The sequence below is a fragment of the Xenorhabdus thuongxuanensis genome (assembly GCF_001908095.1).
GTDB classification, from domain to species: domain Bacteria; phylum Pseudomonadota; class Gammaproteobacteria; order Enterobacterales; family Enterobacteriaceae; genus Xenorhabdus; species Xenorhabdus thuongxuanensis.
Genome location: NZ_MKGR01000019.1, coordinates 26,430 through 38,979 on the forward strand (window position 1 = coordinate 26,430; position 12,550 = coordinate 38,979).

Genomic DNA, 12,550 nt, shown 5'->3' on the forward strand with positions numbered 1-12,550 from the left:
GAGATCAACGTCTCCTCTATTTTCATCTTAACGAAACCCTTCACTTTCCAAGCTGCGGTCTTTCTGACAGTAACTTGAAATCTATTGGGTATGAGCTTTGAACAATTATTTTACGACGCGCAAGGCTGGGCGGCCTTTTGGCGGTTGAGGGGGTTCGTCATCTGGCGAATCATCATCGTGAGAAGCCTTTCTATCACGCTTACTAGTATGGATCGGCACCAAATTATCCGCTTCTGGCAGATCCGTTTCTTCTGACGCAATATCATCCGCGTCATAGGCAAGTTCTGGCTCAAACATCATTCCTGCGCCATTTTCACGGGCATAAACCGCAATCACAGCTGCCATTGGAACAGTCACTTGACGGCCAACACCACCAAATCGGGCATTGAACCTCACTTCATCGTTCGTCAATTGCAAATTGCCAACCGCTCTCGGCGAGATATTCAAAATAATTTGCCCATTTTGTGCATATTCCATCGGGACGTTAACGCCATAAAAGTTAACATCCACAACAATATGTGGGGTCATGTCATTATCCAACAGCCATTCATAATGTGCCCGCAATAGATAGGGGCGGCGTGGAGACATTTGAGTCATCTCCATATATTAACTCCGTGATTGTAAACGCATTTCACGTTCAGCTTCCGTCAATGAAGCCAAGAATGCGTCACGCTCAAATACACGCTGCATATAGACTTGCAGATCTTTGGCTCCTGGTCCTGATAACTCAATCCCCAAGACAGGCAAACGCCACAGCAGCGGAGATAAATAACAATCCACCAAGCTGAACTCTTCACTCATAAAGAAAGGCATTTCTCTGAAAATTGGCCCAATTGCCAGCAATTCTTCAGCAAGCTGTTTACGTGCAGCATTCGCTTCCTGAACACTTCCTTCCTGAATTTTGTACATCAGGGAATACCAGTCTTTTTCAATTCTATGCATCATCAGACGGCTGGAACCGCGTGCGACAGGATACACAGGCATGAGTGGTGGATGCGGGAAACGCTCATCCAGATACTCCATAATGATGCGAGAATCATACAGGGTCAGCTCACGATCAACGAGAGTAGGAACAGATTGATAAGGATTCAAATCAATCAAATCCTGAGGCAAATTACCCGCTTCAACGTGTTCAATCTCTACGCTAACCCCTTTTTCCGCCAGCACAATTCTCACTTGATGGCTAAAAATGTCGGTCGGGCCTGAAAACAGAGTCATTACCGAACGTTTGTTGGCAGCGACAGCCATGAAAACCTCCAAGTTTATCTAAAAAAAGGAACGAACAGCCCTTCAATGAACAGCGGCTATTCTCGCTCATATTCTCATCCTGTTTCGCACTTATTATCCGAGGTTATCCCCTTTTATTTCCTGGTGACTGCTTTATCGGCTGTAACAAGAAAATCTCTTGGAATATATTTTACCTCTGCCAAATCGGGCAAACTCATGGATAAGGCAAAAAATTGTTATTAGTCTACCAGATTTTGCACATTTTGTGGGGAAGTACATTGAGAATTAATGATGAAATATTAGAGTCTGGAAATTAATTTCTCAAAAATGCTATTTTTTTGCTAAAAATAGAGAATTATCGAAGAGTGAAAAATCTGAAGGAATAAAAAACCCGCCATAAAATGACGGGTTTTTAACTTTAACCCACTGCCACAATTGTGGCAATAAATTAACGTTTGGAGAACTGTGGACGACGACGTGCTTTGCGCAGACCCACTTTTTTACGCTCAACTTCACGAGCATCGCGAGTAACGAAGCCAGCTTTGCGAAGTTCAGAACGCAGAGTCTCGTCATAAGCCATCAGTGCACGGGTGATACCGTGACGGATTGCGCCTGCCTGACCAGAAATACCACCACCTTTAACAGTGATGTACAGATCCAGTTTGTTCAGCATATCAACCAGCTCAAGTGGCTGACGAACAACCATGCGCGCAGTTTCACGACCGAAGTAAACTTCGAGGCTGCGTTGGTTGATTACGATGTTACCGCTACCTGGCTTAATGAAGACACGAGCGGAAGAGCTTTTGCGGCGACCAGTGCCGTAGTATTGATTTTCAGCCATTGCCTATAATCCCGATTAAATGTCCAGAACTTGTGGTTGCTGTGCCGCGTGGTTGTGCTCGCTGCCCGCGTAAACTTTCAGTTTACGGTACATTGCACGACCCAGTGGCCCTTTTGGCAGCATGCCTTTAACCGCGATTTCAATGACACGCTCAGGACGGCGGGCAATCATCTCTTCAAAGGTCGCTTGCTTGATACCACCGATGTGGCCAGTGTGGTGATAATAAATTTTGTCAGAACGTTTGTTGCCGGTTACAGCAACTTTTTCTGCGTTAACAATAATGATGTAATCACCAGTATCAACGTGCGGAGTGTATTCCGCTTTGTGCTTGCCGCGCAGGCGACGAGCTACTTCAGTTGCAAGACGGCCCAAAGTTTTGCCATCTGCGTCAACAACATACCAGTCGCGTTTTACGGTTTCTGGTTTAGCTGTAAAAGTTTTCATTAAAGCTTACCCAATTATAAGTTACACGTTGGTGAACACTCGATGTTCAGAAACTGTTTTTGAGGTTCACACGACTCATGTCCAGCAAACCTACCCCTTCGAATAGCCTATGCCGGCACTAATGCAAGTTTTTTGGGAAATAAAAAATCCTGCTGTAACGTGGGGTCGCAAGATTATAGAGAACTCATCATAAAAAATCGACCCCAAATTCAATAATTATCCCAAAGGACGAAGGAATCAGGGTAAATGTGGAAGTTTCAGGTATTCCTCACTTTGCATTTCCTGCAAGCGAGACAGACAACGTTGATATTCAAACGTCAACAACTCCCCCTGATAAATCTGTTCCATTGGTGCGTCAGCATTAATGATCAGTTTCACCTGACGCTCATAGAATTCATCTACTAAGGCAATGAAACGCCGAGCGGCATTTTCATTTAATGCCGTTATGATCGGCATATCGTGCAACAAAACAGAATGATAAATCTTAGACAAGGCAATATAGTCCAGTTGACTGCGCGGATCTTCACACAATGTTTTGAAATGGATTGCCAATACCCCATCAACACTACTGATTACAGGCATGTCGCGATGATTGATCTCCAATACCGGATTCGGCTCCCCTTCTCGCCCGGCCAGACGCAGGAACATTTGGCGCATCTCTTGTCGATTCTTTTCTGATAATGGCGTCAAATAGAGATGAGCCTGTGTCAGTGTCCGTAGGCGATAGTCGATACCAGCATCGACATTCATAACATCACAATATTTTTTGATCTGCTCAATGGCTGGCAGAAATCGCGCACGCTGCAATCCATTTCGGTATAACTCATCAGGTGGGATATTGGATGTTGCCACCAAGGCAATTCCCCGTACAAACAAGGCTTCCAGCAATGTGCCGAGGAGCATAGCATCCGTAATGTCGGACACAAAAAACTCATCAAAGCAGAGTATATCCGTCTGCGCCTTGAAACCATCAGCAATTATCTCCAAAGGATCTTCATGCCCTTGTAACGTTGTTAACTCTTCATGTACCCGTAACATGAAACGGTGGAAATGGAGACGCAATTTTCGCTCAGTGGGTAAGCTCTGGTAAAACATATCCATCAGCCATGTTTTGCCACGCCCAACACCTCCCCACATATAAAGTCCCTGAACAGGCTGACATTGTTCAGAAGATGGCCGACCAAACAACTTGCCCAATATGCCTTTCAGTCCACTGGTTTGTGGAGTATGGCTCGGTTGAACCTTGATAAGGTCACGATGAATGATATCGAGGCGTTCAACAGTTTTACGCTGTACTTCGTCAGGTTGATACTGCCCCTCAGACAACGCTGATTGATAGAGAGATGAAGGTGTAATCGGTGACATGAAAATGACAATCCTTAAAGTTTTTTATTCTCAGTGTGTATCGTAATTTACTGGTAAGAGCTATGCCAATTCATACTGATTTGAATTGAGATATACTTTTGGATAAGAACCTTGCCTACATACTTTGGTAAATCTGTATAAAATTAATATATTAGATTACAGATAAATGAATTAATTAATAATCAATATTCCACTCTGACTAAATTAACGGTTATAGTGGTCATCATGAACCAAGAGTCTATCCCAATAGTTGTATATCCTTGCAAACAGAACTGCCTAATGGGATAAGGCTCTGGAACATTGCAGAAATCATCTTGCAGAATAACGATGTTACTAAAGGAGTTGCCATGACTTGGGAATATGCCCTGATCGGATTAATCATCGGTTTTATCGTCGGCGCGCTGGCTGTCCGCTTTGGCAGCTCAAAGCTACGCCAACAAAATGCACTACAAGCTGAATTGGAGAAAAATCGGACTGAATTGGAAGAATACCGCAAAGAGCTGGTCAGCCATTTCGCCCGTAGCGCTGAATTACTTGACAATATGGCGCGCGATTACCGTCAGTTGTATCAACACATGGCTAAAAGTTCCAATGAACTGATGCCCAATATGCCAGTACAGGATAATCCTTTCAATTATCGTCTGAGCGAATCCGAAACCGAGAAAAATAAAGTGACCGCAAATATGCCTCCACGGGATTATTCTGAGGGTGCATCTGGCCTATTCCGTCCGATTCAGGATAAATAATTAATGCACTTTGCCTTGGTAACAATCGCTATCACGGCAAAGGAAAAATTTTTGTTTTTTTATTTTTGATTCACGTAAATACCTGTAAAGAAACGCATTGAAAAGACTTTACTAGTGAACTTTGCTGAATAATTGAGAGTCATAACAGCATTGATACAATGATGCTTAAGGCCTATCTAATCCCAGGAATAAGTGACTTCTAAAGTAGCAAACACCCTGACAGGATAGGTCTCTTAAACACAATTTCCTTTTCTAGCTTAGGTATGTAAGAGAACGTATTCATGAAAAGAAAAAATACATTGCTCAGCGCACTCGCTATTAGTATCGGACTATCTTTAGCTTCAGCTCCAATGGTAAGTAATGCAGCCCTACCTGCTGCGACTGCTCAAGAATCAGCCAGTCTCGCTCCCATGTTGGAAAAAGTGCTGCCTTCTGTTGTCACTGTTCATGTTTCAGGTACAGAAGTACAAAGCCAACAGCTCCAGTTACCTGACGATTTCCAGTTCTTCTTCGGGCCTGCATTTCCTCCGCAAGAACCAAGAAAACGTCCATTCACAGGGTTAGGTTCTGGGGTAATTATTGATGCCAATAAAGGTTATGTATTGACCAATAGTCATGTCATTAATAATGCAAATAAAATACGCGTTCAATTAAATGATGGCCGTGAATACTCAGCAAAACTCCTTGGACGTGATCCACAAACCGACATTGCTCTTTTGCAATTGAAAGATGCCAAAAACCTGACGGCCATCAAGTTCGCTGACTCCGACCAACTGCGCGTCGGAGATTATGCTATTGCCATCGGTAACCCATTTGGCTTGGGGCAAACCGTCACATCCGGGATCATTTCTGCTCTTGGCCGCAGTGGCCTGAATCTGGAAGGTTTGGAAAACTTTATCCAGACCGATGCCCCTATTAACCGCGGTAACTCTGGTGGTGCATTGATTAATCTGAAAGGAGAACTGATCGGTATTAACACCGCCATCCTCGCACCAAGCGGTGGTAATGTCGGTATCGGTTTTGCCATCCCAAGTAATATGGCTAAGGCTCTTTCTGCCCAGCTTATTTCCCATGGAGAAATCAAACGCGGCATACTCGGTATTAAAGGAACCGAGATGACAGCAGACATCGCCAAGGCACTCAATGTTGAAGCACAACAAGGGACATTTGTCAGCGAAGTTCTTCCTAAATCGGCCGCTGCTAAAGCGGGTATCAAACCAGGTGATGTATTAATCTCCTTTGATGGCAAGAAAATTAACAGCTTTGCTGAACTACGGGCGAAAGTTGGTACAACAGTGCCAGGTAAAGAAGTCACAATTGGTCTGCTGCGTAAAGGGAAGCCAATTGAGGTCACCGTTACACTGGATAACAGTGATGGAGAGCCAACGAAAGCAGAAAACTTGAGTATCGCTCTGCAAGGTGCAACCCTGAGTAATACCACCATAAAAAATACTCAAGGCATTAAAGTGGATTCAATTATCCAGAATTCACCTGCTGCAATATCGGGTTTGCAGAAGGATGATTTAATTATTGGTGCCAACAATGTGCGTGTACGAAATCTCAGCGAATTACGCAAGATCACTGAGGAGAAGCCTGCTATTATCGCATTGAACGTCTTACGTGGTGACGACAATGTTTATCTCTTACTGCGTAATTAATCTATTGAGTATACAAAATACAACCTATACCCAGTAGATTTCGAGTTGTGGCACAACCAAGCCACAACTTGCAAAGATGAAACGACAGACGCGGGATGCTGCTGTGTCTGTCCACTTCTATGCTATTCTTCTTTCAATCAATTACTACTCTGAATAATGTCATGCTGATCAAGTTATTTCGCTCTATACTCATAGGATTACTGATTGCCGCTATTTTGCTAGTCGCTATACCATCCCTGCGCCCCAGCAGCTTGAAAAATTTCCTGAGCGATAACAACAGCAGTGATAAGGTATTCAGTTTCAGTAAAGCCGTTCGTCGGGCTGCTCCTGCTGTAGTCAATATTTATAGCAGCAGCATGGGCAGTTTTTCCCAAGAAAGCCGGGAACTTCTTCCCTTGGGTTCCGGTGTTATTATGAGTGAACAGGGCTATATTCTCACTAATCGACATGTTATCAATAAAGCAACTTCCATTATTGTCGCTTTGCAAGATGGGCGCTTTTATGAAGCACTGCTAGTCGGCTCAGATGGCCCAACAGATCTGGCAGTTTTAAAAATCAATGCCACAAACCTGCCTGTGATCCCAATTAATTCTAAACGAGTGGCTCACGTAGGGGATATCGTGTTGGCTATCGGCAATCCGTACAATTTGGGGCAAACCATCACACAAGGCATCATCAGTGCAACTGGACGCGTCGGCCTTAGTCCAACACGCCGCCAGAATTTTCTACAAACAGATGCGTCAATTAACCAAGGCAACTCCGGTGGCGCTTTGGTCAATACGCTAGGAGAATTAGTTGGCATCAATACGCTGACGTTCGATAAGTCTGAGTTTGGTTCAACACCGGAAGGGTTGGGATTTGCCATTCCAACAAAACTGGCGACCACAATTATGCAGAAATTGATCCGTGATGGCCGAGTTATCAGGGGATATATAGGTATCACCGCCAGAGAATTACCCTATATTCGCTCATCAGGCAGTAATATCAATCAAATTCAGGGGTTACGCGTTTTCCAGGTTGCACCTAATGGTCCTGCTGAAAAAGCGGGGATCAAAGTGGGAGATATCATTACCAGTGTTAATCACCAGCCAGCCATCTCACCTGTGGAAACAATGGATAAGGTTGCGGAAATTCGTCCGGGCAGTGTTGTTCCTGTCACGGTACTACGCGATGGAACTTTCCTCACTCTTAACGTCACAATCGATGAGTTTGACGGCTACTAATCTTTTCTCGCCAGCTATTTTCTCGTCCACTCCCCCATAATATGGGCAAGTGGACGAGAAATAATATTCAATTCCGTTTAGCCAGTCGTCTTAATGCGCTCAATATCTGCCCCAAGACCACGCAGCTTATCTTCAATATGCTCGTAACCACGGTCAATATGATAAATACGGTCTACGACTGTCGTTCCTTCAGCAATGCAGCCAGCCAAGACCAAACTCGCAGAAGCACGCAAATCAGTCGCCATGACCTGAGCACCAGATAGCTTTTCAACACCATGACACAACACTGTATTACTCTCAATTTCAGCCCGTGCGCCCATACGAATCAACTCAGGGATATGCATGAAACGATTTTCAAAAATGGTTTCGGTGATCATACCTGCGCCATCCGCAACCATATTCAATAGGCTAAATTGCGCCTGCATATCAGTTGGAAAGCCCGGATGAGGTGCTGTACGAAATGTCACTGCTTTCGGCCGCTGACCATGCATATCAAGGCTAACCCAGTCCTCTCCCACTTTGATATCCGCCCCTGCTTCACGCAACTTGGCTAAAACAGCATCCAAAGTATCAGGTTTCGCATGACGACAAACTACCTTACCGCGCGAAACCGCCGCAGCGACCAAGAAGGTGCCAGTTTCGATACGATCAGGCAGTATACGATGAACACCACCACCTAAACGCTCAACTCCCTCAATCACAATACGATCGGTGCCTGCACCTTTGATTTTTGCTCCCAGCATATTGAGAAAATTAGCTGTATCTTCAATTTCAGGCTCACGCGCAGCGTTTTCAATGGTGGTTGTGCCTTCTGCCAATGTTGCCGCAGTCATGATCGTAACCGTTGCCCCAACACTGACTTTATCCATAACAATGCTGGCACCTTTCAAACGGCCATCCACAGTGGCTCTGACATATCCCTCATCCAGCACGATTTTCGCACCGAGCTGCTCCAGGCCAGAAATATGGAGATCAACAGGGCGAGCCCCAATAGCGCAGCCACCTGGCAAAGAGACCTGCCCCTGACCGAAACGTGCCACCAACGGTCCCAATGCCCAGATGGACGCTCGCATTGTCTTAACCAGTTCATAAGGGGCACAATATTCATTGACTTCACTGGCATCAATAAAAACAGAACCATTGCGCTCTACTCTGGTTCCTAAACGATTAAGCAATTTGATCGTGGTATCAATATCTCTCAATTCAGGAACGTTCTGTAATTCAACTGGTTCTTCTGCCAGTAACGCTGCGAACATAATTGGTAAGGCGGCATTTTTTGCCCCAGAAATAGTCACCTCTCCTGACAGGCAGGTAGGCCCTTTCACACGAAATTTATCCATCTGTCATGATTCTCTTATTTAATTCAAAGTGTGCTGTTCGCGGCGAGGCAAACAACCTCAAAGTCCCTGAAGCTTACGGTCACGCTGCCACTGTGCAGGCGTATAGGCTTTGATTGACAACGCATGTATTCGGTTATCAGCGATGTATTCCATCAAAGGAGCATAAACAGCCTGCTGTTGTTTAACTCGGCTCAGGCCATCAAAAAATGCGCCAACGGCAATAACCTGAAAATGGCTGCCGTCACCGCTAACAATAACTTCATCAAGTGCCAATTTTTCCATCAGCACTTTTTTGATTTCATTCGTATCCATAAATCTGCTCACACTCGTCGTTAGAAAATAGTGTCGTTAAATTAAAAAAATAATAGTAGATGCTTATCCTAATGGAATACAGGCAACTCTTAAACCAAGAAAAACGCCCCTGTAAGTTGATAGCTTACAAGGGCGCTGATGATCAAAAAAAGGAATTACGCCTTAGGCTGATTATCGTCCAAAAGAGCTTGCAGGCCATACAACGTTATCAACGTGCTCAGGCGTTCACCTACGCCTGAAAAAGTCAGTGTCCTGCCACGTTTTTGGTATTCTCCCTTTAATTGGACAAACAGAGCTAATCCCGTAGAATCCACACGACCCAGTTGAGAAACATCAATATTGTCAATATCCTCCAGAGCTCGCTCTTTTTGTTGCCAAAGTGGCAACAGACTATCACGATCCAATGTGCCTCGCAGAAACAATGTATTACCGGCTTTTTTCCAGCTAACAGTTCCCTGATTGGCGCTTTCGTTACTCATCATGCCGTTATCAAAAGTCGCTTTTTCCATATCACTTTTTCTTTTCTAAAGTGATAGGGGTTTTCGCACTGATAGCCAATTGTTCTGTCAGAGCATCAATACCTTTCTGACGCAGGATATCCACCCATTCGTTCTGCTTGGTCGTGATCATGCTCACACCTTCTGCGATCATATCGTAAGCCTGCCAATAACCTGTCTTACTGTTTTTACGCCATTGGAAATCTAAACGAACAGGAGGCTGTCCATTAGGATCAGTAATCGTGACACGAATGGCTATTATCGTCTTATCACCCAACGGCTGTTCTGGTGCAATCTGATAGTTTTGTCCGTGATACATCGCCAAAGCCTGACCATACGCCTGCTCCAGATAGGATTCAAACGCCTTGAAATAAGCATCACGCTGCTCAGGTGTCGCTTGTTTGTAGTAAGGCCCCAGAACCAGTGCCCCTGCATATTTTATCTGCACATAAGGCAGCAATTCTTGACGCACAATCTGGCGCAAAACTTCTGGATTGGCCTGAATCTGTGGTTGCTCGTTCTTCAAACGGCTAAACGTTTTTTCCGCTGCATCTTGCATCAATGCGTAAGGGTTGGTTTGATCTGTAGCGCTGGCCAATGGCGCAATCACCAGCAACGCAACCATAAGTAATCGCTTAAACATAAGTGTTATTCCTCCTAAACAGTGGATTGCTAACTTAGTGTGCTTGTTCAGGTGCCGCAGCGGATTTTCCCTGACTTCCGCTACTACTTTTATACAAGAACTGACCAATCAAATCTTCAAGTACCATTGCTGATTTAGTATCTTCAATACGATCGCCATCTTTCAACATGGCAGTGCCTAAATCAGGGTCATCAAACCCAATATTGAGAGCAACATATTGCTCTCCTAGTAACCCTGAAGTTCGGATAGAAAGCGAACTGGTATTTGGAATATTGTCGTATTGCGTGAAAATATCCAATTCAACTTGTGGCGTATAAGTTTTGTGATCCAGCCAGATTTTCTCCACTCGACCAATCACGACTCCGCCAACTTTCACCGGTGAACGTACTTTCAGGCCACCAATATTGTCAAATGCGGCATATACACGATAAGTTGGCTGGCTGCCAAAAGATCGGATATCTGCAACTTTGAGGCATAAAAAAATGATTGCAGCCAACGCAATCAAGACAAAAATCCCCACCCAAATTTCATTTTTCTTGCTTTGCATCGACTTAGTTCCCAAACATCAGTGCTGTCAGCACAAAATCTAAACCCAATACCGCCAACGACGCATGGACTACTGTGCGCGTCGTCGCCCTGCTGATCCCTTCCGATGTTGGGATAGCGTCATAACCATTGAACAATGCAATCCAGGTTACCGTAATAGCAAAAACGACACTCTTGAGAAAACAGTTGAGCAAATCTTTTTGCCACTCTACCGCAGATTGCATAGATGACCAGAAAAAGCCACCATCAATGCCTTTCCAATCAACACCAACTATTGCACCACCCAAGATCCCCACAGCAACAAAGATTAAGGAGAGCAAAGGCATGCTGATAAGACCAGCCCAAAAACGAGGAGCAATAACTCGGCGCAACGGGTCAACTGCCATCATTTCCAGACTAGAAATCTGTTCAGTAGCTTTCATCAAACCAATTTCTGCGGTCAAAGCTGAACCTGCTCGCCCCGCAAACAGTAGTGCAGTCACCACAGGTCCCAATTCACGCAGCAGTGATAACGCTACCATCATACCAAGACTGCCTTCCGCACTAAATGTGGTTAAAACCAAATAGCCCTGCAAGGACAACACCATGCCAATAAATAATCCCGAAACCACAATGATCAGAAGAGATTGAACACCTACGCTATACAGTTGCTGACGCAACAGTGTCCATTGTTTGGCTGGCTCTGGCTTACCAATGATTGCATTGAACAGCATGAAGCCCGCACGGCCGAATGAAGCCGTAACCTCAATCGTACGCCGGCCCATTGCTGCTAATGCCCGTGTTAACATCAACATTCCATCATCCTAATAACTCAGTTTTGTAATCCCCAGCAGGGAAACGGAAAGGTACAGGCCCATCAGCAATACCATCAAGAAATTGCCGTACCCGTTGATCCTGATTCATTCTCAGTTGATCTGGAGTACCTTCTGCGATCACCCTCTTCTCAGCAACAATATAAGCATAATCGGCAATACTCAGTACTTCAGGCACATCATGGGAAACCACGACACACGTAACACCAAGTGCATGATTCAGCTCATCGATCAGCTTTACCAAAACGCCCATCGTGATGGGGTCTTGGCCGACAAAAGGTTCATCAAACATGATTAAGTCAGGATCGAGTGCAATCGCCCTTGCTAATGCCACTCTCCTTGCCATACCGCCAGAGAGTTCCGATGGCATCAAATGCGCAGCACCACGCAATCCCACCGCTTCCAGCTTCATCATCACGGTTGTGTGAATCAACGCTTCAGGCAGTTGGGTATGCTCACGCAGGGGAAAAGCCACATTGTCAAAAACATTCAGATCGGTGAACAAAGCACCTGACTGAAATAACATGCTCATTTTCTTGCGGGCAGCATAAAGGCGTGGGCGGGACAATGCCGGAATATTATCGCCATCAAACCAAATTTCACCACGTTCAGGACGAATTTGTCCTCCGATCAGACGCAGCAACGTAGTTTTTCCTATCCCAGAAGGTCCCATAATGGCGGTAATTTTTCCTTTCGGAACGGTCAGATTAATATCAGCAAAAATCGGGCGTTGGCCTCGGGTGAAATGCATTCCGCAGATCTCAATAAGATTTGCTGTTTGTTGACTCATTATTGATAGCCCCTAACCGTTAATAGAACTGTCTTCATGACTGTATTTAAATAATTAATAATGCATACTACAAAAAATTGCCCAATTTTGCGTTAGTAAAGTTATG

General features: G+C 44.8%; 15 protein-coding genes. 3 read left to right on the forward strand and 12 right to left on the reverse strand.

The features are described from left to right. Nucleotides 1-105 precede the first annotated feature (105 nt). From sspB to zapE, 5 genes are all read right to left on the reverse strand, one after another. Nucleotides 106-603: a ClpXP protease specificity-enhancing factor gene (gene sspB / locus Xentx_RS12525; protein WP_074020569.1), complete on the reverse strand. Its 498-nt coding sequence runs from the start codon at nt 601-603 to the stop codon at nt 106-108. A gap of 3 nt (nt 604-606) precedes the next feature. Continuing rightward, the gene (gene sspA / locus Xentx_RS12530; RefSeq protein ID WP_074020570.1) at nt 607-1,248 is read right to left on the reverse strand and encodes a stringent starvation protein SspA; all 642 of its coding nucleotides are present in this window, start codon (nt 1,246-1,248) and stop codon (nt 607-609) included. A gap of 427 nt (nt 1,249-1,675) precedes the next feature. Then, complete coding sequence (rpsI, locus tag Xentx_RS12535; protein WP_045959780.1) at nt 1,676-2,068, reverse strand: 30S ribosomal protein S9; 393 nt, start codon at nt 2,066-2,068, stop codon at nt 1,676-1,678. A 15-nt stretch (nt 2,069-2,083) separates the two neighbouring features. Continuing rightward, entirely contained in the window at nt 2,084-2,512 is a 429-nt protein-coding gene (gene rplM / locus Xentx_RS12540; protein WP_011148147.1) for a 50S ribosomal protein L13, read from the reverse strand. 237 nt (nt 2,513-2,749) lie between these two features. Continuing rightward, nucleotides 2,750-3,877, reverse strand: coding sequence for a cell division protein ZapE (gene zapE / locus Xentx_RS12545; protein ID WP_074020571.1), 1,128 nt, complete (start codon nt 3,875-3,877; stop codon nt 2,750-2,752). A gap of 347 nt (nt 3,878-4,224) precedes the next feature. On the opposite strand from zapE, the gene zapG reads away from it, so the two are divergent. The 3 genes from zapG to degS all read left to right on the forward strand — a co-directional run bounded on the left by zapG (nt 4,225) and on the right by degS (nt 7,504). Continuing rightward, a complete protein-coding gene (gene zapG, locus Xentx_RS12550; RefSeq protein ID WP_074020572.1) occupies nt 4,225-4,623 on the forward strand; it encodes a Z-ring associated protein ZapG in 399 nt (132 codons plus the stop codon). Between the two features lie 281 nt (nt 4,624-4,904). Beyond that, complete coding sequence (locus Xentx_RS12555; RefSeq protein ID WP_074020573.1) at nt 4,905-6,281, forward strand: Do family serine endopeptidase; 1,377 nt, start codon at nt 4,905-4,907, stop codon at nt 6,279-6,281. A gap of 161 nt (nt 6,282-6,442) precedes the next feature. Further along, nucleotides 6,443-7,504, forward strand: a complete 1,062-nt coding sequence (gene degS / locus Xentx_RS12560) for an outer membrane-stress sensor serine endopeptidase DegS (RefSeq protein WP_074020574.1) — start codon at nt 6,443-6,445, stop codon at nt 7,502-7,504. Nucleotides 7,505-7,581: 77 nt separating this feature from the next. Here the strand turns inward: degS and murA are convergent, their stop codons facing one another. From murA to mlaF, 7 genes are all read right to left on the reverse strand, one after another. Continuing rightward, a complete protein-coding gene (gene murA, locus Xentx_RS12565) occupies nt 7,582-8,844 on the reverse strand; it encodes a UDP-N-acetylglucosamine 1-carboxyvinyltransferase (protein ID WP_074020575.1) in 1,263 nt (420 codons plus the stop codon). Nucleotides 8,845-8,901: 57 nt separating this feature from the next. Further along, nucleotides 8,902-9,156, reverse strand: a complete 255-nt coding sequence (gene ibaG / locus Xentx_RS12570; RefSeq protein WP_074020576.1) for a BolA family iron metabolism protein IbaG — start codon at nt 9,154-9,156, stop codon at nt 8,902-8,904. Nucleotides 9,157-9,311: 155 nt separating this feature from the next. After that, complete coding sequence (gene mlaB / locus Xentx_RS12575; protein WP_074020577.1) at nt 9,312-9,665, reverse strand: lipid asymmetry maintenance protein MlaB; 354 nt, start codon at nt 9,663-9,665, stop codon at nt 9,312-9,314. Nucleotide 9,666: 1 nt separating this feature from the next. Continuing rightward, nucleotides 9,667-10,296, reverse strand: coding sequence for a phospholipid-binding protein MlaC (mlaC, locus tag Xentx_RS12580; protein WP_074020578.1), 630 nt, complete (start codon nt 10,294-10,296; stop codon nt 9,667-9,669). A 34-nt stretch (nt 10,297-10,330) separates the two neighbouring features. Continuing rightward, entirely contained in the window at nt 10,331-10,843 is a 513-nt protein-coding gene (gene mlaD / locus Xentx_RS12585; protein ID WP_074020579.1) for an outer membrane lipid asymmetry maintenance protein MlaD, read from the reverse strand. A 4-nt stretch (nt 10,844-10,847) separates the two neighbouring features. Beyond that, nucleotides 10,848-11,630, reverse strand: coding sequence for a lipid asymmetry maintenance ABC transporter permease subunit MlaE (gene mlaE, locus Xentx_RS12590; RefSeq protein ID WP_074020628.1), 783 nt, complete (start codon nt 11,628-11,630; stop codon nt 10,848-10,850). 10 nt (nt 11,631-11,640) lie between these two features. Continuing rightward, nucleotides 11,641-12,444: a phospholipid ABC transporter ATP-binding protein MlaF gene (mlaF, locus tag Xentx_RS12595; protein WP_074020580.1), complete on the reverse strand. Its 804-nt coding sequence runs from the start codon at nt 12,442-12,444 to the stop codon at nt 11,641-11,643. Nucleotides 12,445-12,550 lie beyond the last annotated feature (106 nt).

Bases quoted from the DNA above. Each gene is read 5' to 3' on its own strand.
- Xentx_RS12555 (WP_074020573.1), top strand. From the start codon at position 4,905: ATGAAAAGAAAAAATACATTGCTCAGCGCACTCGCTATTAGTATCGGA.
- mlaF (WP_074020580.1), bottom strand. From the start codon at position 12,444: ATGAGTCAACAAACAGCAAATCTTATTGAGATCTGCGGAATGCATTTC.
- mlaE (WP_074020628.1), bottom strand. From the start codon at position 11,630: ATGTTAACACGGGCATTAGCAGCAATGGGCCGGCGTACGATTGAGGTT.
- zapE (WP_074020571.1), bottom strand. From the start codon at position 3,877: ATGTCACCGATTACACCTTCATCTCTCTATCAATCAGCGTTGTCTGAG.
- mlaB (WP_074020577.1), bottom strand. From the start codon at position 9,665: ATGGAAAAAGCGACTTTTGATAACGGCATGATGAGTAACGAAAGCGCC.
- sspA (WP_074020570.1), bottom strand. From the start codon at position 1,248: ATGGCTGTCGCTGCCAACAAACGTTCGGTAATGACTCTGTTTTCAGGC.
- rplM (WP_011148147.1), bottom strand. From the start codon at position 2,512: ATGAAAACTTTTACAGCTAAACCAGAAACCGTAAAACGCGACTGGTAT.
- zapG (WP_074020572.1), top strand. From the start codon at position 4,225: ATGACTTGGGAATATGCCCTGATCGGATTAATCATCGGTTTTATCGTC.
- murA (WP_074020575.1), bottom strand. From the start codon at position 8,844: ATGGATAAATTTCGTGTGAAAGGGCCTACCTGCCTGTCAGGAGAGGTG.
- degS (WP_074020574.1), top strand. From the start codon at position 6,443: ATGCTGATCAAGTTATTTCGCTCTATACTCATAGGATTACTGATTGCC.
- mlaC (WP_074020578.1), bottom strand. From the start codon at position 10,296: ATGTTTAAGCGATTACTTATGGTTGCGTTGCTGGTGATTGCGCCATTG.
- rpsI (WP_045959780.1), bottom strand. From the start codon at position 2,068: ATGGCTGAAAATCAATACTACGGCACTGGTCGCCGCAAAAGCTCTTCC.
- mlaD (WP_074020579.1), bottom strand. From the start codon at position 10,843: ATGCAAAGCAAGAAAAATGAAATTTGGGTGGGGATTTTTGTCTTGATT.
- sspB (WP_074020569.1), bottom strand. From the start codon at position 603: ATGGAGATGACTCAAATGTCTCCACGCCGCCCCTATCTATTGCGGGCA.
- ibaG (WP_074020576.1), bottom strand. From the start codon at position 9,156: ATGGATACGAATGAAATCAAAAAAGTGCTGATGGAAAAATTGGCACTT.